This window comes from Niallia sp. M35 (genome assembly GCF_050971705.1).
Classification (GTDB): domain Bacteria; phylum Bacillota; class Bacilli; order Bacillales; family Cytobacillaceae; genus Niallia; species Niallia circulans_A.
Genome location: NZ_JBPCEP010000023.1, coordinates 1 through 21705, shown reverse-complemented (window position 1 = coordinate 21705; position 21705 = coordinate 1). Strand labels below are relative to the sequence as shown.

Here is a 21705-nt window from a genome sequence, read left to right as displayed (position 1 = left end):
CACATCGGTTAAAAGAAATAGCATTAAAATATAGAGAAGCTACTGCAAAAGCAGTGGTTGATAAAGCATACTAATATATTCAAGAGAGGAGTAATTTGATGATTGAGAAACTAAAGGGAGGTTTAATCGTTTCTTGCCAAGCATTGGATTCTGAGCCATTACATGGTTCAGAATTTATGGCTGCAATGGCGCTTGCTGCAAAAATAGGGGGAGCTGTAGGAATCAGAGCAAACGGTTACTCGGATATCAAAAGAATTAAAGAGAAAGTAGATTTACCTATTATAGGGATTCTAAAAAAACATTATCCAGGCTATGATGCATTTATTACCACAACTAAGGCAGATGCACAGCTTGTGGCTGATGCGGGCGCCGACATTATTGCGATAGATGCAACCGACCGTTCAAGGGCAGAAGATCTACAGGAATTAATTGATTTTATAAAGGATAACCTTAACAAAAAAGTTATGGCGGATGTTTCCACTCTAGAGGAAGGTATACGTGCAGAGACTATGGGTTGCGATTTCGTTGGTACTACCCTAGCTGGATATACAGTGAAAACGCAACATTTGAAAAATGGTCCAGCCTTTGAATTATTAGATAATCTTGTTAAAGCAGTAAACGTTCCTATCATAGCTGAGGGGAGAATTGAAACCCCAGAAGATGCCAGAAAGGCATTAGAGCTTGGTGCTTTTTTTGTTGTAGTAGGTGGAGCAATTACACGTCCTCAGGAAATAACTAAACGATTTGTAAAGGGTATGAACAGCTAAGAAATATATATAAGGTGTCTTGTCGTGATTTAAGATAGACAATCAATTATAAAAGGAGCTGATTCAAATGAAAAGAATTCCACTTAGTATGGTGATAAAAGATTTGTCGCATATTCCTCAATACCCGCTTCCAGCTGAATTTCGAATTAGGTTATTTGAAAAAGGTGATGAACATCATTGGGCATTTGTGGAGGCGAGTGTAGATGAATTTGAAAGCGAAGAAGCTGCTTTAGCGCATTTTTATAAAGAATTTGGACCATATATTGATGAAATGACAAATAGATGCTTGTTCATCGAGAATAAAAATGGAGAAGTGATTGGAACAACAACGGCATGGTATGGTGACTTAAAAGGAGATGGAGAAATAACAGGAAGAATTCATTGGGTAGGAATTGTCCCTGCATATCAAGGACAGAAACTCTCCAAACCTTTACTAAGTGCGGCGATGAATATCTTGGCTAAATATCACTCAAAAGCATACCTTACATCGCAAACAACAAGTTACCAAGCGGTTAATATGTACTTAAACTATGGGTTTAAGCCGTTTATCACTGCTCCGAGCTGTCATGAAGCTTGGTCCTTATTAGAGGATACTTTAGAGCGAAAAATATTAAAGTGAGCCAATGTCAAAATTTAAGTAGCTATATTTGGATCTGATTAATCCGTATTTTGGAAAATTTAACGGTTGCTTTCCACTAAAAATGCTCAAGTAGTCTTTAATTGTAAACTAAACTATTGAAATAGGTAAGGAGTTAGCTGCAATAAGAATAATATATGTGATTAAATTATGAAAGCAATGGAAATAATGAAAATAAGCTGAGAATTCGTGTTATTAGTGTAGGGACAATCAGTATCTATCATGCTGAAATTTATGCAAAGCTCCCACAAGTAGAATTTGTTGCTTTGTGTGAATACAATGACAAAAGAAGAAGCTGAGGTTAGAGAAATATTTGGTTACAAGGTTTATAAAGAGTGTAAACACTTGTTAGACAGATATTGATTAGTATGTATCGATTCTTAAAGAGCGGCTGATTCGATTGAACGTTCTAGTAACGAAGGTCAAAGGTGGGTTTTCATTGAAAATGAAAATGGCAAAATTCTAATGAATGTTTGACTATAATTAAGTTGCAAAACGACTAATTTGATTTCTCTTATTAATATGTACTTAATCTGAAAACTACTTGCAACATACATTAAAATACAATACAATAAAAAACATATATAAGTAATCAACAAGGATAAGGAATAGTAAAGATGCCCTTTTGAAAGAAGAGAACTGACGGATGGTGCAAGTCAGTCAAAAACATCTTGAACTCACCTTTGAGTTGCAAGTGTGAACTTTTAGTAATGCTTGCCGTACACCTGCGTTAAAGGATAATGAAGCGAGTGATTTATTCACTAATTGTGGGTGGTACCGCGGGAGATTATACATAATGCCTCTCGTCCCTATTTGGGATGAGCGGCTTTTTATTTTGGTCAAAACAACTTTATGGGAGGATTTAAGATGAGTTTTAATCATCAGAAAATAGAACAGAAATGGCAAAAGTTTTGGGAAGAAAACAAGACTTTTAAAACAAGTGAAGAAAAAAGCAAGAAAAAGTTTTATGCTTTAGATATGTTTCCATACCCATCTGGAGCAGGACTGCATGTTGGGCATCCAGAAGGCTATACAGCAACAGATATTCTCTCGCGTATGAAAAGGATGCAGGATTTTAATGTTCTTCATCCAATGGGGTGGGATGCATTTGGTTTACCTGCAGAACAATATGCGCTAGATACTGGTAACCATCCAGCTGAATTCACACAAAAAAACATCGACACATTCCGCCGTCAAATTAAATCATTAGGCTTTTCCTATGATTGGGATCGCGAAATTAACACAACAGATCCAGAATATTATAAGTGGACACAATGGATTTTTCTCAAATTGTATGAAATGGGCTTAGCTTATGTCGATGAAGTAGCAGTAAATTGGTGTCCAGCATTAGGAACGGTTCTAGCTAATGAAGAAGTTATTGATGGTAAGAGTGAACGTGGTGGACATCCAGTAGAAAGACGTCCGATGCGTCAATGGGTATTAAGAATAACAGCATATGCTGATCGTTTGTTAGAAGATTTAGATGAAGTAGATTGGCCAGAAAGTATTAAAGAAATGCAAAGAAATTGGATTGGGCGTTCAGAAGGAGCAGAAGTTACCTTCCGAATTGACAATCATGATGAGTCATTCACTGTCTTTACAACAAGACCAGATACATTATTTGGTGCAACTTATGCTGTGCTTGCTCCTGAACATGCTTTAGTAGAGAAAATTACAACTTCAGAGCAAAAGGCAGATGTAGAAGCTTACTTAGAAAAGGTTAAAAGTAAGAGTGATTTAGAAAGAACGGACTTAGCGAAAGAGAAGACGGGTGTATTTACTGGTGCTTACGCGATCAATCCAGCAAATGGCGAAAAAATGCCAATCTGGATCGCTGATTATGTCCTTGTCAGCTACGGTACAGGAAGTATTATGGCTGTACCTGCACATGATGAAAGAGACTATGAATTTGCTAAAACATTTGGTTTACCAATTAAAGAAGTGGTAGCTGGAGGAAATGTAGAAACAGAGGCCTATACTGGTGATGGGGAACATGTAAATTCTGATTTTCTAAATGGTTTAAATAAAGAAGAAGCTATTATCAAAATGATTAATTGGTTAGAAGAGAAAGAAATAGGAACGAAGAAAATCACTTATAGACTTCGTGATTGGCTATTTAGCCGCCAGCGCTATTGGGGTGAGCCAATTCCTATTATCCATTGGGAAGATGGCACAATGACAGGTGTTCCAGAAGAGGAATTACCATTGACACTTCCAGAAACATCTGAAATTAAGCCATCTGGAACAGGTGAATCTCCGTTAGCGAATATTTCAGAATGGGTAAACGTAGTTGATCCAGTTACTGGCAAAAAAGGCAGACGTGAAACAAATACCATGCCGCAATGGGCTGGAAGCAGCTGGTATTACTTGCGTTATATTGATCCGAAAAATAACAAGCAGATTGCTGACCCTGAGAAAATTAAAGAATGGCTACCAGTTGATATGTATATTGGTGGAGTAGAACACGCTGTCTTGCATCTTTTATATGCACGCTTCTGGCATAAAGTACTTTATGATTTAGGTGTTGTTCCTACGAAAGAACCATTCCAAAAATTATATAATCAAGGAATGATCCTCGGTGAAAATAATGAAAAAATGAGTAAATCAAAAGGAAATGTCGTAAATCCAGATGAAATTGTAGCTAGTCATGGTGCAGATACACTTCGTCTGTATGAAATGTTTATGGGACCATTAGATGCTGCAATTGCATGGTCAACAAATGGACTTGATGGTTCAAGAAGATTCCTAGATCGAATTTGGCGATTGTTAGTTGATGATAATGGAGAGCTTACTTCTAAAGTTCAAGATATAGAGGAAATGAAGGCGCTAGATAAAATTTATCATCAAACAGTGAAAAAGGTAACAGAGGATTTTGAAGCACTTCGCTTCAATACGGCCATTTCGCAAATGATGGTGTTTATCAATGAATGTTATAAAGCAGATCGTATTCCGAAGAAATATGTGGAAGGATTCGTGAAGTTGCTTTCTCCAATTTGCCCGCATATTACTGAAGAGCTATGGCAGATCATTACTGGTTCTAATCAATCCATTGCCTATGAAGCATGGCCTGCATATGATGAAGCAAAATTGGTTGATGATGAAGTCGAAATTGTCATACAAATTAACGGTAAAGTGAAAGCGAAACTAATGGTTCCAGCGGATGCTAATAAAGATGCGTTAGAGCAGATTGCTATGGAAGATAGCCAAGTTAAAGAGCAGATTGATGGCAAGCAAGTACGTAAAGTTATTGCCGTTCCTGGTAAATTAGTTAATATCGTTGCAAATTAAAAGGGAGAGGCTGTCTTTTTTGACAGCCTCCTCTTTCGGTCAATTAGGCAGACTAATTGCATAACATAGTCATTTAATCTATATTACAATGAGAGAAACTATATACACAGTATAAAAGGTGATAATGGAGGAAATAAAATGGATACGATAAAAACAATTACTACTGAGGAATTAGAGGAAAAGCTGACTAATGAAGAAAAGCTAGAATTAGTTGACGTTCGGGAAGACGAAGAAGTAGCAGAAGGAATTATTCCTGGAGCAAAACACATTCCGATGAATAGCATCCCTGAAAATTTAGATTACTTTTCAAAAGATAAAGAATATATCATGATTTGCCGCTCAGGTAGACGAAGTGAAAATGTATGTTACTATTTGCAAGACCAAGGCTTCAAAGTGGTAAATATGGAAGGCGGCATGCTAAATTGGCATGGCAAAACAGTTTAAAGGCTGATAGCTAATATAAGCGAAAAAGCTTAAAGATAAGGTATTATTCTCCTTTATTCTTTGAGCTTTTTTATATGGACTTCGTTTACATAACTTAAATGAAAGCTAAAAGTGTCTACACTCTGAAAGTATAAGAATAGCTTGCTAAGAAATTCAAAAGAAAGTTAAAAGTTTTTATAGAATTGATTGAATAGTAAGAATTTTGTCTATCCTTTAACTATAACCTACAAAATAATAGGGAGAGGAAGAAAAGATGATTAAAGTAAAATTATTTGATCAAGAGCACGAGAAGGATCTAGAATTACAGATGAATAAATTTTTACAGAAAATAGATGAGAAGAAATTAATCGATATCAAATACAATGTCGCAGCCATGCAAGAGGATGAGGAGGATCAAATCTATTGTTTTTCCTCCATGATTATTTACAGAACTTAATTAGAGAAAAATAAAAAGCAGAAGTGCCTGTATGGAAAGCACCTCTGCTTATTTTTTATTCACTTTTAGCAACTAAAGCAGCATTGACACCTGCCAGCCTTCCTGTTACAAAAGCTGATGTAATATTATAACCTCCAGTATATCCGTGAATATCTAATATTTCACCACAGAAGAACAATCCTTCCGTCATTTTCGATTCCATTGTCTTAGGAGCAATTTCCTTTATAGATACACCACCGCCAGTGACAAAAGCTTTTTCTATCGGTAACGTTCCGTTTACATCAAAGGTGAAAGCTTTACATAGACCAACAAAGACTCTAATTTTATCTTGAGAAATAGTTGCACATGGAGCTGCTGGATCGATATTTGCTAGCTCCAGCAAATATAATAAATATCGTTCTATTAATAGACCTTTTAACGTATTTTTAATTGCTTTCTTTGGTTCAGTTTTCAGCAATGTCATTGTATCTTGAAAAAGCTCTTCTTCTTTCTTATCAGGAAATGAGTCAATGGAAACTTTCACTTCCCCTAAATTCCATTTTTTCTTTGCCTTCACGACAAATTGGCTGCATCGTAATACGGCTGGACCACTAATGCCAAAGTGGGTGAATATCATATCCATTTGATGGGTAATAATAGGTTTGCCTTTCGGGTTAAGTACACTTAATGCTACATCTCTTAGTGAAACCCCTTGTAAGGTTTTATTTTGAATAAATGCTTCTTTCGAAGTGATAGGTACTTCTGTTGGAAATAAATCCGTTATTGTATGCCCTGCTTTTTTAGCCCATGCATATCCATCCCCTGTTGAACCAGTATGTGGTACAGATTTGCCACCAACTGCAATGATCAGTGACTTACAGGTTTTAGTTTCACCATTTTGTAGAATCACCGTTTTTGTTTTATTTTCATGATAGTTTACTGTCTTTACTGGGGAATTGGTCTGAATAGTTACCCCTAATCTATCTAGTTCGCTTAATAAGGCATCTACGACTGACTGTGCTTTGTTGGAAACAGGAAACATTCTGCCGTGATCCTCTTCCTTTAAAGCAATCCCCAGCTTTTCGAAAAAAGCGATAATATCTTCATTGTTAAATTCAGAAAATCCACTGTAGAGAAAACGCCCATTTCCAGGTATATGCTTTATGATTTCCTCTATTGGAAGCCTATTAGTTACGTTGCAGCGTCCTCCACCTGAAATGGCTAATTTTCTGCCAAGCTTATTTCCTTTATCAATTAGTAATACTTTCGCCTGTTGTTCTGCCGCTCCAATTGCGGCCATTAATCCTGATGGTCCTCCGCCAATCACGATTACATCATATTGCATATTACATCCTACTTTCTTGAAAAAGTGTCGTTTTCTTTGTTATTATTTTAGTTTGTATCTATCTATCTTATAAAGGAATATGTCTGTTAGCCACTAATTTTAAAAAAGGGGATTCTTTCCTTTTATAGTAATCCATAACCGCATCATGCTCTTTATTAAAAGTAGCGTTTCTTTTTAAGAAAGGGTACACTACTAATAGTGTGTTAGAAAATGTTCATATTTACTTTTAATCGAATATATTTTATTACCTATTTTCGTGGTAAAATACTTATTTGTGTAACGTTTTAAGAGAGCTTCGTTTAAGGAAGGGATTTTATGTCATCAAAATTGCTTAAAGGCACATTTATTTTAACACTTGGGACCATTATATCCAAAGCGTTAGGGTTATTTTATGTTATACCATTCAATATGATTGTCGGAAAACAAGGGACAGTGCTATATCAATATTCTTATGTAGCTTATACTATTGTAATAAGTATTGCAACAGCTGGTATTCCATTGGCTGTAAGTAAATTTATTTCGAAATATAATGCAATGGGAGAATATAAAGTAGGAAGAAGATTATTTAAGTCAGGATTAGTGATCATGCTGGCAAGTGGGGTCCTGTCTTTTTTAGCTTTATATGCAGCAGCTCCCTTTTTAGCAGGGCTTATTATATCAGATGATGACTTGACCTCAACCGTAGGGCAGGTTACAACAGTTATCCGTGCAGTAAGCTTCGCATTGATTGTCGTTCCATTTATGAGTTTAATCAGAGGCTTTTTTCAAGGGCATGATGCAATGGCACCTTCAGCTGTCTCGACAGTAATCGAGCAGATTGTTCGGATTGTTTTCTTACTTGGCGGATCAGCAATTGTTCTGTTTATATTAAAAGGAAAATTGATTACTGCAGTCAGTATTTCCGTTTTTGCAGCATTTGTCGGTGCAATAGGTGGACTTGCTGTGCTGTTATTGTATTGGCGAAAAAGTAAAGATGAGTATGATAATCTTTTATTATATGATAAAGGCATGCAGACAGATATTCGTCTGCGCTCTATGTATAAAGAAATTCTCTTGTCTGCTGCTCCATTTGTTTTCGTGGGAGTGGCGAATCCGTTATTTCAGGCAATCGATACCGTTACTTTTAACCGTGCGATGAGTAGTATTGGGCTAAGTTCAATCTCTGAAACTGCCTTAAATATTTTTAATTACCAAACCCATAAAATCATTATTATTCCCGTATCGCTTGCAACTGGTTTTTCGATGGCATTAATTCCAATGATTACAAGAGCCTTTATAAAAGAGGATCATACCGATCTTGCCACAAACTTAAATCAAACTTTCCAAGTCTTATTATTTATTACGTTGCCCGCATGTATTGGTCTTTCTGTTCTAGCAGAGCCAGTGTATCGGTTGTTTTATGGGACAGAAGATCTTCTAATGGGTGCAGAAGTGCTAAGATTGTATGCTCCTGTTGCCATTCTTTTTTCCCTTTATCCAGTTACCGCGTCCATCTTACAAGGGTTAAATGAGCAACGATTTACTATATTAAGTTTATTAGTAGGGATTTTAATTAAATTAAGTTTAAATATCCCGTTTATAGAAAGATGGGAAACAAATGGCGCTATCCTTGCAACTTCATTAGGGTATACAGTATCTATCCTCATTAATTTAGGGGTAATAAAGGCATACGCAAATTATTCCTATAAAATAGTTATTCGAAGAAGCATTCTCATCATTGGATTTTCGGTAATGATGTATATTGTAACAAATATTGTCTATTCATTACTCCGGTTATTTTTATCAACAGAGTCCGTTGTAGCTTCTTTATTAATGGTTGTTATTGTAGCTATTTTTGGAGTTCTCATGTACGTATATTTAGCTTACCGCTCTAAATTGATTTATCGCATTTTTGGAGAGCAAGCTAATAAAATAAAACAAAAATTAAGACTTCCTTTTTAATTTAGGAGAAACAGTAGGAAGTAAGCTTTTAAATAATAGGAAAAGAGCCTTTAAAAATAGAAATAATAGATAGAGGTTGAGTTTATATGCGAATAGATAAAATGCTCGCTAATTTAGGGTACGGAAGTAGAAAAGAAGTGAAAATGCTCCTGAAAAATAAGGCAGTAAAAGTAAATGATGTAATTATTAAAGATGCTAAGCATCAAGTAGATCCGGAAAAGGATGCAGTATCGTTAAATAATGAAATAGTCGAATACAAAGAGTTTATTTACTTAATGATGAATAAGCCACCTGGCATTATTTCTGCAACTGAAGATACAAGAGAAGAAACAGTGGTAGACATTCTGCAAATAGAGGATTCCGTTTATAATCCATTTCCTGTAGGAAGGTTGGATAAGGATACAGAAGGCTTACTTCTGCTCACAAATGATGGCAAATTAGCACATCGTTTATTATCTCCCAAAAAACACGTTCCGAAAACGTACTTTGCCGTTATAAGTGGGAAAGTAGGCGAAGAGGATATCGAGGCATTTAAAAAGGGCGTTGTTTTAGATGATGGATACCTTACGAAGCCTGGTCACCTAGTAATATTAAAAGCTGGCGAAACTTCTGATATTGAACTAACGATTTCAGAAGGGAAATTTCATCAAGTGAAAAGAATGTTTGAAAGTGTTGGGAAAAAAGTTGTTTATTTAAAGCGGATTTCCATGGGACCATTGGAACTGGATGAAACACTAGAGCTTGGAGAATATCGGGAGTTGACAGAAGAAGAAATAGAGCTGTTAAGAAACTATGAAGTAAATAATTAGAATATGGCTATAATAGCTCATATTAGTGGAGTAAAAGTAAAAACCTTACTTGGATTTTAGGAAAATATCAATCCTTTCCTGAAAATCTAGTAAGGTTTTTGCTTTTTATTAAACAAATTTTAAACTTAAGTTCGTTCCATTCGTTTTAGGATGTCATTTTTACTTTTTTTCTAGTTGTTGTCCATTTTCCACGACTTGGACTTTGTACCAAGTCATTATAAGCTAACACATTCAAATCTCTTTGAATCGTTCGCGGAGTAATACCAAATTCCTCCACTAGCTCTTGTGTTGTGACAGTTCCACGCTTACTAATAAACATGTAGACGGATTTGATACGGTTTAACATCCGGTTAGTTGAAGGTTTCAATAAACCACTCCCTATCCTTTTTTCAAACCTTTGGCAAATTCCAGCGACCGACAGCTTATTTGAAGAGTAAAATCTTCAAGCGTATGTAATTTTCTTTTCCACAGACAACCCCTTTTCAACTGGTTAAATAAATAGTGAAATAGTTAATAGAATGAAATTCTATATAAATATTGTACCCCTATTTACTAATATATTCTACATTATTTGCGTTAATTTACAAAATATTTGCTTATTTATGTATTTATTTACCACCCCCTGCAGGGTTTCTTTACATTCATCATATGGGATTTATGTTTATGATATGAATAAAAATGCGAAAAGTTAGTAAATAACTTTCTTTCCCGATTTTTGTGGTTGATAAACCAAATGAAATAAAAAAATAAAACGGGATAAGGTTTTTTAAATTCTCTTTAAATTCTTTTTAAAGTCTTCAATCATTCTTCTATGGCTGCCGACCATTTTTTCTGGTAGTTCATCTAAATTGAAATATCGGAGACTGAATGCCTCCTCTTGATCATTTTTGAGCTTTCCTTCATATTCTGAAGTGCAGTAGGCAGTTGTTACGGTGTAAAAAGGGTCCCCATTTGCGGCCACCGCAAAATAATCTTTCCCAGAATAAACGGATAATAATTGAAGATTCGTTATTTGCAGACCCGTTTCTTCGAAAACTTCTCGTTTTGCTGTTTCTTCTGTGCTTTCTCCTAATTCCATTAATCCACCAGGTAAACCCCACACATGTTTAGGATGTTTTCTCTCTTGCAAAAGTACTTTCTGATCTTTATCGAACAGGATAACTACTGCTCCAACAAGAATAATAGGCATTTTTCCGACAAGCTTTCTTAAATCTTCTACGTATCCCAATTAAATACATTCCTTCCATATGCTAGATTAAATAAGTATAGCTTTGTTTTTAATAAAAGGTATACTATACTTAATGATAATTTAGTGGAATAGGGATTTAAAGCTTTTATTTTTCATATAAAGCGTTTTATGATATGTTTTTCCTATAATATATTTATAAGCTTGCAAGGAGGCAGCTATGAGTTCAATTGATTGGTTAAATGAAGTACATAATCGTAAAGATAGTTTTATTAAGGATTTGCAAGGGCTGTTGCAAATTAAGAGTGTATTAGATGAAGAAAATGCAACAGAGGATGCACCTTTTGGAAAAGGTGTGAAAGAAGCATTAACCTATATGCTATCCTTGGGTGAAAAAGATGGTTTTGTTAGTAAGAATGTAAAAAATGTTGCTGGACATTTACTTTATGGTGAGGGAACAGAAAGCGTTGGGGTTCTTTGCCATGTAGATGTTGTTCCTGAGGGAGATGGATGGACAAGTGATCCTTACAAGGCAGAGATTCGCGATGGGAAAATATTCGCAAGAGGCGCTTTAGATGATAAAGGCCCTACAATGGCTGCTTACTATGCAATGAAAATTGTGAAGGAGCTGCACCTTCCCTTAACGAAAGAGGTTCGAATGATTATTGGAACCGATGAAGAAAGTGATTGGAGATGTGTAGAGACTTATTTTCAAGAAGAAAGTATGCCTACAATCGGCTTTGCTCCTGATGCAGATTTTCCGATTATTTATGCGGAAAAAGGAATTTCTGATTTTGACATTGTACAAAAATACACGGAAGCATCTAGCGATTCGGGTGAAGTTAAAATTCTCTGTTTTTCATCAGGTAGAAGATATAATATGGTCCCAGACTTTGCGCAAGCTGTGTTAGAAGTCAAAGAAGGAGAGCAAACGGAGATTATTCAACGATATCAAAATTATTTGAAACTTGAAAATATCCCTGGCCGCTATTTAGTTGACAATGGCGATTTAGTATTAGAATTAGAGGGAGTTTCAGCACATGGTCTAGAGCCTAATAATGGCATAAATGCTGGATTAAAGCTGGCTGATTTTCTCGTAGAGTTAGAATTGGATGAAAAAGCGGACCATTATTTTCAATTTGTAAGAAACTTCTTTGTGAATGACTCTAGAGGGAAAAAACTTGGTATCGATTTTGAGGATGAGATAACAGGAGAGCTGACATTAAATGCTGGGATATTGGATTATCAGTCAGATCATGGTGGGAAAATAGGACAGACAGTACGTTATCCTGTTACCAATGATATGGATCAAACAAAAGAAAAATTAATAAAATTACTAGCAGAACATAATTTCAGCTTGGAAAATTTCACGGATTCTAAACCGCATTATGTAGAAAAAGACTCTGAATTAATTCAGACACTAAGCAAAGTCTATGAAGAGCAAACTGGTGAAAAGGCGAAGCTTTTATCAATTGGTGGAGGCACTTATGCTAGGTCGCTAGAAAAAGGAGTTGCTTTCGGACCACTCTTTCCAGGAAGAGAAGATATTGCGCACAAAAAAGATGAATATATGTATATAGAAGATTTGTTGAAGGCAACTGCTATTTATGCACAAGCAATATATGAATTAGCTAAATAATGTTTTATTAAAGGAGAAGAGAAAATGAGAATGGTGTTAATGAATGGGGAGTTTATACCAAGAGAACAAGCGAAAGTAGATATTGAAGATAGAGGTTATCAGTTTGGCGATGGGATATATGAAGTAATCCGTGTGTACAATGGTAAAATGTTCATGGCGAAGGAACATCTAGAACGATTATCTGCAAGCAGCGAGAAAATAGGCATAGCTATTTCTTATTCCATCTCAGAATTAACTAATCTTTTAGAAGAGTTAATTGCAAAAAACTCATTAAGCACCGGTATCCTTTATATGCAATTCACAAGAGGCGTGAGCCCGCGAAATCATAGCTACCCAACAGAAGCAGTTACTCCAACCTTTGTAGCTTATACTAAAACATTAAATAGACCACTTGATAATCTGGAAAATGGTGTCAGTACCATTACCGTAGAAGATATTAGATGGTCACGATGTGATATAAAAAGTTTAAATTTGCTTGGAAACGTAATGGCGAAACAAAAAGCTGCAGAAGCAGATTGTTATGAAAGCATCCAGTATAGAGAGTTATCTGTAACAGAAGGTAGCTCTTCAAATATTTGGATTGTTAATGGCGAAAAGATTCAAACACACGAAGCAAATCAATTTATATTAAATGGAATTACTAGACAAAAAATTATTCAAATATGTGGCGAAAATGGGATTGAGGTTGAAGAAAAGGCATTTTCTATCGAAGATTTAATCGATGCTGACGAAGTTTTTTTATCCAGTACAACTTCCGAAGTAACACCAATCGTTTCTGTGAATAATGTCCCCGTCAAGGAAGGGGAAGTTGGAGAAATGACAAAAAAACTCCAAAATTTATTTGTTGATGCAATCATTAGTGAGTGTGGACAAATAAGCAATTAGTTTTTGCTTATAAAAATAAAAAAGAGTTGTTTCAGACTGGCTAATAGCTATGTTTCTGAGACAACTCATTTTTTTAAGAAAGTAATTCAATGGAAAGTAAGGTATAGTAAGCATATATATTTCTAAAATATCGTACACAGATACGGTTAAAATTAATCCGATAGGTTATATAATAGAATAAAGTTACTAGGAGCTATAACAAAACAAAGACAGGCTGTTCTCCGTAAAGTATGTTTCTTATAAAGGAAATACAAGGCCGTGCGTTAAGAGAGGCCAGAATTTAATGAATTTTATGAGGAAATAACAATCTGGAGAAAAAAGCTAAAAGGAAGATTAGATATGAAGACAACTATTCCTCATTACTTTATTGGTATTAAGCCAGATGTACAAGTTATAAATGAAATAGAAAAGATACAAAAAGAGTTACAACTAAAATTTCCTTTTAAGAAATGGGTGCATCCTTTAGATTATCATATTACACTTGCCTTTTTAGGAAATGCCTCCGATGAACAAAAGGAAAAGTTACATGTTCTTTTAAATCAATCATCTCCTTTAAGTACTAATTTTCAAATACATATAGATCATTTGGGTGTTTTCGGTCAGCGACAAAATCCGCGGATTTTCTGGGCAGGGATGAAAGAAGAGCAGAAACTGGTTGAGTTAAGAAATCAGGTCTTTGCTGTAAGCAGCAAGGCTGGTTTTCAGTTAGAAACACGGCCATTTCATCCACATTTGACTTTAGCGAGAAAATGGAAGGAAGACACCATCTTTTCAGAGCGGGAGTTAAACGAGTTTTCAATGCCTAAAAATTTTATTTCTAATGTTGATAGCATTCATCTGTTTCAAACGCATATGGATAAAATACCCAAATATGAGATAATAAATAGTTACAGCTTTCATAATTACAAGCAATAGAAACATTGTAATATAGGGGGGGAAAAGCTTGGCGCAGTTAATCAAATTGCAAGATTATGTTTCGCGATATGAGCAGAATATCGTCTTGTATCCATCACGTTTTGTTCGTTTAAAAAAACAACAGTGGACAGGATTAAAGAGAGCTTTTGATACTAAAGACAGAAGTCTCTTTTACATAGAGAATCCAATAGAAGACAACTGGTTAATGGAAAAACCGACTTTGCTGGAAAGAGTAAAGAAAACCATCTTAAATCGAAATAAGTTGGAAGATGCAGAAACGGCAAAAATAAATGAAAGCGAAAAAAAGGAAGAAGATGAAGAAGAACTAGACTTCGATTACGATGCCAAAAAATATAAACATCCACAATCAATCGATGAGTTAAAACAGCAGTTTCTAAATCAATTATTTGAATTTCAGCTCAAATGGGCCAGTTCTACGCTCACAGAAATGTCAAAAGTAAAAAAAACACTTTATTATGATGATTTATTAAAATATTTCTTGCAAAGATTCCCAGATACCTTTTTGGTTCTCTATCAACCGCTATTTCAATTGAAGAATGCTCCTGTTGAATTGGACACCATTATAGTTACACCAACAGATGTTTGGTGTATACATGTTCTTGAAGCAGAGAACTCAGCCGTATTTGTTGGTTCGAATGATAAATTTTGGCTTAAAAAAAAGGGGGATAAGGAGAAAAAGATTCTTAGTCCTGTCATATCTATAAACAGAACAGAGAAAATTGTAAAGGGTATTCTAGAAAAGTATGACATTACTTTACCTGTACAAAAAGTAATCCTTACCCGAAATGGCTATGTTGATTTTCCAGCACCACCATATGATTTGAAAATTATCGAAAAAAGAAACTATGAAGAATGGTTTCATAAAATGAGAAATAACCATTCACCAATTAAAGCAATTCAATTAAAAGCAGCAGAAAGTCTTTTACATTATGGTTTGACGAATGCAAAAAGAAGGTATGAATGGGATACAGAGGAATCATAAGCAATAATGGGGAAGTTGAGAATAGATAGATGTTCATGAGAAAAGGGAGTTGAGGGATTTGTTATCGATAAGAAGGAGTTTCTTTGCCTATTTAGATGAAATGTCATTAATAACTGTTCTACTTCCCTATTCGTATTTCCAAGGGGAATCAACATCATTTATATTAAGAGGGACTAATCAAGCTACTAATCTTGTGATTGAATCCAAAGAAAAAATGCAGCATTTCGTCAAGTACAAATGCCGTACGCATAATAAGATACAGATCGGGCAAAAATATGAAGTCGAAGATGGAAATAAAGGTGTGACAGATTTACAGATAGGTGCGGTTATCAGAACACCTTTATTTGATGAGGAGTTTTATTATGATGGACCACTAGGTGTTCATTATGCTTCCGATCAGTGCACTTTCTATCTGTGGGCTCCCACTGCCCAACAAGTGAAATTAGTGCTGCAATCTCCAGATCCATCTAGTAAGGAAAGACGGATTGTAGAGATGGAAAGAGAAGAAAAAGGTGTTTGGAAAACAACCTATTTAGCAGATTTGGAAGGTTATTATTACAGCTATCTAGTCCTTATTAACTTGGAATGGAAAGAAGCGATTGATCCATATGCTGTCGCTGTTTCTGTAAATGGGGAAACAGGAGTAATCGTTGACTTAAATAAAACCAAAAGGCAGAAACCAGCCTTGCCGCCGTTAGAACAGGATGTAGATAGTATCATCTACGAAGCGCATATACGCGATTTAACGATACATCCTGACAGTGGAATTCAGCAAAAGGGCAAATATGTTGGAGTGGCAGAATTGAATACGCAAACGCCCCAAAACAATCTGTCAGGGCTAACCTATATTAAAGACTTAGGCGTCACCCATATAGAGTTCCTCCCAGTACATGACTTTGAAGAAATTGATGAGCTAGAGGTGCTAAAAAAATACAATTGGGGCTATAACCCTTCCCATTATAATGTTCCAGAGGGCAGTTACTCAACAAACCCAATGGATCCTTATGTAAGAATTAATGAATTGAAAGAAATGATTCATGCTGTACAGGAACAAGGCATTCGTGTCATTTTGGATGTTGTATATAATCATGTCTATAAAAAGGAAGATTCCTCTTTTGAAAAAATCGTTCCAGGTTATTACTTCCGCTATGATAAGCATGGTATGCCAGCAAATGGAACTGGAGTAGGGAATGACATTGCTTCTGAACGATCGATGGTAAGGAGATTTATTGTCGATTCCGTTCGTTTTTGGATAGAGGAATATCAAATAGATGGATTACGTTTTGATTTGATGGGAATACTTGATTGCCAAACAATGAATGAAGTCCGGACAATTTGTGATAATGTTGATAAGAGCATCTTAATTATTGGAGAAGGCTGGGATCTTGCAACCCCCATCAATCATGACAAGAAAGCCATTATTGCTAATCAACAATCATTGCCTAGAATTGGCCAGTTTAATGATCAATTTAGAGATAAAATAAAGGGGAGCACCTTTGATAAATATGATCGAGGGTACGCGCTTGGAAATAAGCAATATAAAGGAGAAATTGCTGAATTATTAGCTGGTAGCGTTGGAATCTATAAAGAAGGTGGCATGTTTTTTGAACCAGGGCAATCTGTAAACTATGTAGAATCACATGATAATCATACCTTATGGGATAAAATCGATATTTGCTTTCCAGATGCATCAGATGAAGAAAAGAGTAAAAAACACCGACTGGCAACTTCTCTTGTTCTTCTAAGTCAAGGAATCCCTTTCTTGCATTCGGGACAGGAATTTTTTCGCACAAAATTTGGTGTGGAAAATAGTTATCAATCGCCTGATGAGATTAATCAGTTAGATTGGAATAGAAAAGACCAATTCTTAAGAAATGTTGACTATATAAAAGGATTAATTTCCCTAAGAAAAAATAATCGTGCTTTCCGGTTACGATCTGTGGAGGAAATCCAAAAACATGTAACTATAAATCAGCAAGCAAATGAAGTTATCCAGTATTGTTTAAATGATTTGCAGCAATTTGGAGAATGGAAAACTATCATCGTATTGATAAATGGTAATGATTCTGCAGAGAAAGGCTTTTGTCCGGAAAATGAATGGAAGATACTTGTGGAAGACGGAATTGTATATGAAGAGGACTATCCAACAATACATGGAGACAGCCTAATAGTTAACCCAAGTAGTGTAACGATACTTGCCAAATAGCATGCTATTTGGCAAGTGAGAATACTATTGCCTGAATAGTGGGAATTTAACGAGAGATGTTCTTAATAGGAGAATCCGATATTTTTTAAGAGAAATATTTATTTTAACTGGAGATTCACTTGACTAAAAAATGAAATAAGAGATAATATTTAAATGAGAAACTTTCAATTAAAAATAAGTATTTAAGTAAAATTTAATATAAAATGATTGGAAATATTGGATACATAGTATAATTGTATGGATACTATGTCCTTTTTCTTTTTTATCTCATTAAATTTTAGGCACATATGTGCTAGTTAAAGATTGATAGCTGTACGATGAGTATAATTTACTATAATTGATGAATAGCTAATAACCATTTTTGTTTGTTCTTCCTACAAATTTAGGACAAAAAAGACTCAAACAGGAATTTCTCATCTTTTTTTTGGAGCATAATATATAGTAGGTGAACAATTTTGGAACATTTATTAGGGCAAGATTGGGAAATAACTCCTGCAGGTGGAGAAACAGGCGAAGCCTTTTTTGCACAAAATAATGGACAGAAGCTTTTTTTAAAACGAAATTCTTCTCCATTTTTAGCTGTGCTGTCAGCAGAAGGAATTGTCCCAAAACTTGTTTGGACAAAAAGATTTGAAAACGGAGATGTTTTTACTGCCCAGCAATGGCTGATTGGTAGAGAATTTAGTCATTCGGATATGACGGATGAAAGAGTAACCATGTTACTCAAAAAAATTCATACCTCTAAGCCTTTATTAGAGATGCTCAAAAGACTGGGTAAAACATCTTTTCATCCTGAAATGATTTTGTCAGTCATAAAAGCAGAAATAGACGATGAATTAAAAGATAACGAAGATATCATTCGATATATCCAATTTTTAGAGGATAATCTTCCGTTTATCAAAACAACAGAGCATGTCGTTTGTCATTGTGATGTAAATCATAACAACTGGCTGCTTTCTGAAGACAACCAGTTGTATTTAATTGACTGGGATGGTGCAATGATTGCAGATCCAGCCATTGATTTAGGTATGTTACTTTATTGGTACATTCCAAAGGAAGATTGGAAAAATTGGTTACATACTTATGGGTATGAACTTACCGATCATTTATCCTTAAGAATGAAATGGTATGTTATTGCTCAAACGATTAATTCCATACGTTGGTATAAGAAAAAAGGCCGATTTAGCGAAATGCAAAAATGGATGCAATTTTTACATGACATTGATTAATCGTCCATTTATCTTTTAAGATAAATTGTTAATTCCATCTACCCATTGCGACAATTGGTCTTGGTGTGAATGAATATGATTGTCTAAATTGGAGGCATTGACTCCTTGCTTGCTGTAAAGGTGTACTTCCTCTAAAATCGGAAGGATATTTTGATCAATTTGATCATTGGTTCTTAAAGAAGTAATCAATCTTTCGATCTGTTCGCATTCTGCTACAGATCCACAGCAATCTGTTTGTTGATTACTGAGAATATCGGCTAATAATGCTAGTTGATGCTCATGGTTTATAGGCATACATAGAACACCCTTTCTATAGGTTCTAGTATGAAAAGAGTAAAATCATTCTTTTCAAATACCAGTTAAGGAATTCACTTATAGGTTGTGAATTCTTTTTTTCTTTATACAAATGTTCCTAATGTAAATTTATCCTTCAAAAAAATCAATTGCCAAGAAAAGAGTATTGCATCGATGTATAATGCATGATATTGTTTGAAACGATAGTTATTAATAAGGAGTGTCCACATGCGATTAAGACATAAACCATGGGCGAAAGATAAATTAAGTGCATATCCGCAATATGTTATCCAAACCCCGGAAGATTGGAAAGGGAAATGGGATCAGGCATTTAGTCAAAAAGGGCCGATCCATATTGAGATTGGTACTGGAAAAGGTAGATTTATCACAGAAATGGCAAAAGCAAATCCTTCTATTAATTATATTGGCGTAGAACTTCAGGAAAGTGTCATTGTTTCTGCGTTAGATCGATTAATTGAAGCAGAAGTACCAAACTTGAAGTTAATGAATATAAATGCAGAAAAGCTTAAGGATTATTTTGAAAAAGGAGAAATTGCACGAGTTTATTTAAATTTTTCCGATCCTTGGCCAAAAACAAGACACGAAAAACGAAGACTTACGTATAAAACGTTCTTGGATTCATATCAATCAGTTCTCATTGATAAAGGGGAAGTGCATTTTAAAACAGATAACCAAGGGTTATTTGAATACTCTCTTAAGAGTTTTTCTGAATATGGTATGCTTTTAAAATATGTAAGCCTTGATTTGCATAATAGCGATTATGAGGGCAATATCATGACTGAATATGAAGAGAAATTTTCCAATCGAGGAAATAGAATTTATCGTTGTGAAGTGCAATTTAAATAAGAGTAAAAGAGGTTGGAGACGTAACCTTTCCAGCCAAGATATACCCAACCAATGATACGAAGATTTCAAAAATATTTCGTATCATTGGTTGGGTTTTTTTATTCTTTTAAAATTGCTTTGTCCCAGCTGCTAAAATACAGTTAGGTTAATTGATTAACATCAAGAATCCTGCCTGTCTCACTATCTGAAATGAATTCATATACTTCTTGTGTATCACCGTTCATGCGAGTGATACCACCTCTATAAACGGTAAGGGAAGATGCTTGCGTATGAAGTATTTCCTTCTCCATATTTATCCAAGATCCGTTAATCGGTCCCTTTTCTTTAAAAGCAGTTTTAGCTAAAGATAAGACCTGGTCACCCGAAAGACTACTATTTTTAACAATGACTTCTTTCACGATATAGCTTGCGGCTAGTCCTGCCACAACACCGCCTATGATATGTTTCCAATTCATAATAGAACTCCTTATGTTTTGTGTCGTATTTTTTTGTATTAGGCTAAATACTTCGAGCTACAAAAAAGTAGATATTGTTATTATAACTAATTTATATGATAGAAGAAATGATTAGCCGATTTCTGCCTGAGTACTGGTTCTAAGTTTTAAAGTGGATAATTTCTAATTGGTTAGAGGAAAGTAGTGGTATGCAGTTAGATATTTCGGTACAATAAATATATTATCAAAATACATAGTAATTAAAGGGGTTTAACTAGAATGGAACAACAGACATTAGATATGTTTCGAACATTAACGGAACTTCCGGGAGTAGCTGGAAATGAACACCAAGTTCGAAAATTTATGAAAGAACAATTAAGTCTTTATACAAATGAAATCGTGCAAGATAACCTTGGCAGTATTTTTGGGGTGAAAAGAGGAACGGAAAATGGACCAACTGTTATGGTTGCCGGACATATGGATGAAGTTGGTTTTATGGTTACTGCAATCACGGATAACGGAATGATTCGTTTTCAGCCTATCGGTGGCTGGTGGAGTCAGGTCCTTTTAGCACAAAGAGTACAGATTATAACTAATAAAGGACCTGTTACTGGGGTAATCGGTTCGATTCCTCCACATCTATTGGACGAAGCATTAAGAAGTAAACCAATGGATATAAAAAATATGCTGATCGATATCGGAGCGGATGATAAGGAAGATGCATTGAAAATTGGGATTAAGCCTGGTCAAATGATTGTGCCAATTTGTCCATTTACGCCAATGGCTAATGAAAAGAAAATTATGGCAAAGGCCTGGGATAATCGTTATGGTTGTGGTTTAGCGATTGAATTGTTAAAGAATCTTCAAGGAGAGGAGATTCCGAATATCTTGTATTCTGGGGCTACTGTGCAAGAGGAAGTAGGTCTTAGAGGAGCTAGAACTGCAGCTAATATGATTAAGCCAGATGTATTTTATGCTTTAGACGCAAGTCCTGCAAATGATGCCTCTGGTGATAAAAATCAATTTGGTCAGCTTGGAAAAGGAGCATTGTTACGCATTTATGATGCCACGATGGTTATGCATAAAGGGATGAGAGAATTTATTTTAGATACAGCGGAATCTAATAATATTGCCTACCAGTACTTTATTTCACCAGGCGGAACGGATGCGGGACAGGTTCATATTTCAAACAATGGTGTACCTAGCGCTGTTATTGGCATATGCTCACGTTATATTCATACAAGTGCTTCTATTATCCACATCGATGATTATGCGGCAGCAAAAGAACTGGTAACTAAATTAGTAAAAACAACGGATCATACAACCATCGAAACACTGCGTGCAAATCAATAATAACCAAAACTATTTTTAAAATAATGCATATAAAAAATTTAATCAAAG

20 protein-coding genes and 1 other annotated feature are annotated in these 21705 nt (G+C 35.1%); of the genes, 15 read left to right on the top strand and 5 right to left on the bottom strand.

The window, feature by feature from the left end:
• The first annotated feature begins 98 nt into the window (after positions 1-98).
• The 5 genes from NiCM35_RS24165 (at position 99) to NiCM35_RS24145 (ending at position 5572) form a co-directional block, all read left to right on the top strand.
• Positions 99-767 carry an N-acetylmannosamine-6-phosphate 2-epimerase gene (locus tag NiCM35_RS24165; RefSeq protein WP_123258097.1) on the top strand — a complete coding sequence of 223 codons (669 nt, stop codon included), beginning with the start codon at positions 99-101 and terminating at the stop codon, positions 765-767.
• Positions 768-834: 67 nt separating this feature from the next.
• On the top strand, positions 835-1386 hold the full coding sequence (locus tag NiCM35_RS24160) for a GNAT family N-acetyltransferase (RefSeq protein ID WP_123258096.1): 552 nt from the start codon (positions 835-837) through the stop codon (positions 1384-1386).
• A 607-nt stretch (positions 1387-1993) separates the two neighbouring features.
• Positions 1994-2218 (top strand) — a binding site (T-box leader).
• A gap of 53 nt (positions 2219-2271) precedes the next feature.
• Positions 2272-4692 (top strand): leucine--tRNA ligase, encoded by a 2421-nt coding sequence (leuS, locus tag NiCM35_RS24155; protein WP_095332481.1) that lies wholly within the window; start codon positions 2272-2274, stop codon positions 4690-4692.
• A 138-nt stretch (positions 4693-4830) separates the two neighbouring features.
• The gene (locus tag NiCM35_RS24150; RefSeq protein WP_095332479.1) at positions 4831-5136 is read left to right on the top strand and encodes a rhodanese-like domain-containing protein; all 306 of its coding nucleotides are present in this window, start codon (positions 4831-4833) and stop codon (positions 5134-5136) included.
• A 253-nt stretch (positions 5137-5389) separates the two neighbouring features.
• Positions 5390-5572, top strand: coding sequence for a sporulation protein Cse60 (locus NiCM35_RS24145; RefSeq protein WP_047944513.1), 183 nt, complete (start codon positions 5390-5392; stop codon positions 5570-5572).
• Between the two features lie 55 nt (positions 5573-5627).
• On the opposite strand, the gene NiCM35_RS24140 is transcribed toward NiCM35_RS24145, so the two are convergent.
• Positions 5628-6896 carry a BaiN/RdsA family NAD(P)/FAD-dependent oxidoreductase gene (locus tag NiCM35_RS24140; protein ID WP_095332477.1) on the bottom strand — a complete coding sequence of 423 codons (1269 nt, stop codon included), beginning with the start codon at positions 6894-6896 and terminating at the stop codon, positions 5628-5630.
• Between the two features lie 315 nt (positions 6897-7211).
• Between NiCM35_RS24140 and NiCM35_RS24135 the strand changes: the two genes are divergently transcribed.
• Together NiCM35_RS24135 and NiCM35_RS24130 are read left to right on the top strand one after the other, a co-directional pair.
• On the top strand, positions 7212-8837 hold the full coding sequence (locus NiCM35_RS24135) for a putative polysaccharide biosynthesis protein (RefSeq protein WP_095332475.1): 1626 nt from the start codon (positions 7212-7214) through the stop codon (positions 8835-8837).
• Between the two features lie 86 nt (positions 8838-8923).
• On the top strand, positions 8924-9646 hold the full coding sequence (locus NiCM35_RS24130) for a pseudouridine synthase (RefSeq protein WP_095332473.1): 723 nt from the start codon (positions 8924-8926) through the stop codon (positions 9644-9646).
• 145 nt (positions 9647-9791) lie between these two features.
• Here NiCM35_RS24130 and NiCM35_RS24125 read toward each other — a convergent pair whose 3' ends face one another.
• Together NiCM35_RS24125 and NiCM35_RS24120 are read right to left on the bottom strand one after the other, a co-directional pair.
• Positions 9792-10013 (bottom strand): DeoR family transcriptional regulator, encoded by a 222-nt coding sequence (locus NiCM35_RS24125; protein WP_016202849.1) that lies wholly within the window; start codon positions 10011-10013, stop codon positions 9792-9794.
• Between the two features lie 399 nt (positions 10014-10412).
• Entirely contained in the window at positions 10413-10874 is a 462-nt protein-coding gene (locus NiCM35_RS24120; protein WP_095332471.1) for an NUDIX hydrolase, read from the bottom strand.
• A gap of 178 nt (positions 10875-11052) precedes the next feature.
• On the opposite strand from NiCM35_RS24120, the gene pepV reads away from it, so the two are divergent.
• The 6 genes from pepV (at position 11053) to NiCM35_RS24090 (ending at position 18709) form a co-directional block, all read left to right on the top strand.
• Complete coding sequence (gene pepV, locus NiCM35_RS24115; RefSeq protein WP_095332469.1) at positions 11053-12471, top strand: dipeptidase PepV; 1419 nt, start codon at positions 11053-11055, stop codon at positions 12469-12471.
• Positions 12472-12495: 24 nt separating this feature from the next.
• A complete protein-coding gene (gene dat / locus NiCM35_RS24110; RefSeq protein ID WP_095332467.1) occupies positions 12496-13356 on the top strand; it encodes a D-amino-acid transaminase in 861 nt (286 codons plus the stop codon).
• Positions 13357-13695: 339 nt separating this feature from the next.
• Positions 13696-14271, top strand: coding sequence for an RNA 2',3'-cyclic phosphodiesterase (thpR, locus tag NiCM35_RS24105; protein ID WP_123258094.1), 576 nt, complete (start codon positions 13696-13698; stop codon positions 14269-14271).
• Between the two features lie 28 nt (positions 14272-14299).
• The gene (locus NiCM35_RS24100) at positions 14300-15274 is read left to right on the top strand and encodes a nuclease-related domain-containing protein (protein WP_095332463.1); all 975 of its coding nucleotides are present in this window, start codon (positions 14300-14302) and stop codon (positions 15272-15274) included.
• A 58-nt stretch (positions 15275-15332) separates the two neighbouring features.
• Positions 15333-17480, top strand: coding sequence for a type I pullulanase (gene pulA / locus NiCM35_RS24095; protein ID WP_123260669.1), 2148 nt, complete (start codon positions 15333-15335; stop codon positions 17478-17480).
• 455 nt (positions 17481-17935) lie between these two features.
• Positions 17936-18709: a phosphotransferase family protein gene (locus tag NiCM35_RS24090; RefSeq protein WP_123258092.1), complete on the top strand. Its 774-nt coding sequence runs from the start codon at positions 17936-17938 to the stop codon at positions 18707-18709.
• Between the two features lie 15 nt (positions 18710-18724).
• On the opposite strand, the gene NiCM35_RS24085 is transcribed toward NiCM35_RS24090, so the two are convergent.
• Positions 18725-19003, bottom strand: a complete 279-nt coding sequence (locus tag NiCM35_RS24085) for a YtzH-like family protein (protein WP_047944503.1) — start codon at positions 19001-19003, stop codon at positions 18725-18727.
• Positions 19004-19231: 228 nt separating this feature from the next.
• Here NiCM35_RS24085 and trmB point away from each other — a divergent pair, with 228 nt between their 5' ends.
• Positions 19232-19870, top strand: a complete 639-nt coding sequence (gene trmB / locus NiCM35_RS24080; RefSeq protein WP_047944502.1) for a tRNA (guanosine(46)-N7)-methyltransferase TrmB — start codon at positions 19232-19234, stop codon at positions 19868-19870.
• Between the two features lie 140 nt (positions 19871-20010).
• On the opposite strand, the gene NiCM35_RS24075 is transcribed toward trmB, so the two are convergent.
• The gene (locus NiCM35_RS24075) at positions 20011-20325 is read right to left on the bottom strand and encodes a PepSY domain-containing protein (RefSeq protein WP_095332457.1); all 315 of its coding nucleotides are present in this window, start codon (positions 20323-20325) and stop codon (positions 20011-20013) included.
• A gap of 258 nt (positions 20326-20583) precedes the next feature.
• Between NiCM35_RS24075 and NiCM35_RS24070 the strand changes: the two genes are divergently transcribed.
• Entirely contained in the window at positions 20584-21657 is a 1074-nt protein-coding gene (locus NiCM35_RS24070; RefSeq protein ID WP_095332455.1) for a M42 family metallopeptidase, read from the top strand.
• Positions 21658-21705 lie beyond the last annotated feature (48 nt).

What these genes read in the sequence shown, in the direction of transcription:
- NiCM35_RS24130 (WP_095332473.1), top strand. Translation starts at nt 8,924, where the DNA reads ATGCGAATAGATAAAATGCTCGCTAATTTAGGGTACGGAAGTAGAAAA.
- NiCM35_RS24140 (WP_095332477.1), bottom strand. Translation starts at nt 6,896, where the DNA reads ATGCAATATGATGTAATCGTGATTGGCGGAGGACCATCAGGATTAATG.
- NiCM35_RS24165 (WP_123258097.1), top strand. Translation starts at nt 99, where the DNA reads ATGATTGAGAAACTAAAGGGAGGTTTAATCGTTTCTTGCCAAGCATTG.
- NiCM35_RS24085 (WP_047944503.1), bottom strand. Translation starts at nt 19,003, where the DNA reads ATGCCTATAAACCATGAGCATCAACTAGCATTATTAGCCGATATTCTC.
- thpR (WP_123258094.1), top strand. Translation starts at nt 13,696, where the DNA reads ATGAAGACAACTATTCCTCATTACTTTATTGGTATTAAGCCAGATGTA.
- NiCM35_RS24150 (WP_095332479.1), top strand. Translation starts at nt 4,831, where the DNA reads ATGGATACGATAAAAACAATTACTACTGAGGAATTAGAGGAAAAGCTG.
- leuS (WP_095332481.1), top strand. Translation starts at nt 2,272, where the DNA reads ATGAGTTTTAATCATCAGAAAATAGAACAGAAATGGCAAAAGTTTTGG.
- NiCM35_RS24160 (WP_123258096.1), top strand. Translation starts at nt 835, where the DNA reads ATGAAAAGAATTCCACTTAGTATGGTGATAAAAGATTTGTCGCATATT.
- trmB (WP_047944502.1), top strand. Translation starts at nt 19,232, where the DNA reads ATGCGATTAAGACATAAACCATGGGCGAAAGATAAATTAAGTGCATAT.
- pepV (WP_095332469.1), top strand. Translation starts at nt 11,053, where the DNA reads ATGAGTTCAATTGATTGGTTAAATGAAGTACATAATCGTAAAGATAGT.
- NiCM35_RS24075 (WP_095332457.1), bottom strand. Translation starts at nt 20,325, where the DNA reads ATGAATTGGAAACATATCATAGGCGGTGTTGTGGCAGGACTAGCCGCA.
- NiCM35_RS24135 (WP_095332475.1), top strand. Translation starts at nt 7,212, where the DNA reads ATGTCATCAAAATTGCTTAAAGGCACATTTATTTTAACACTTGGGACC.
- NiCM35_RS24145 (WP_047944513.1), top strand. Translation starts at nt 5,390, where the DNA reads ATGATTAAAGTAAAATTATTTGATCAAGAGCACGAGAAGGATCTAGAA.
- NiCM35_RS24070 (WP_095332455.1), top strand. Translation starts at nt 20,584, where the DNA reads ATGGAACAACAGACATTAGATATGTTTCGAACATTAACGGAACTTCCG.
- dat (WP_095332467.1), top strand. Translation starts at nt 12,496, where the DNA reads ATGAGAATGGTGTTAATGAATGGGGAGTTTATACCAAGAGAACAAGCG.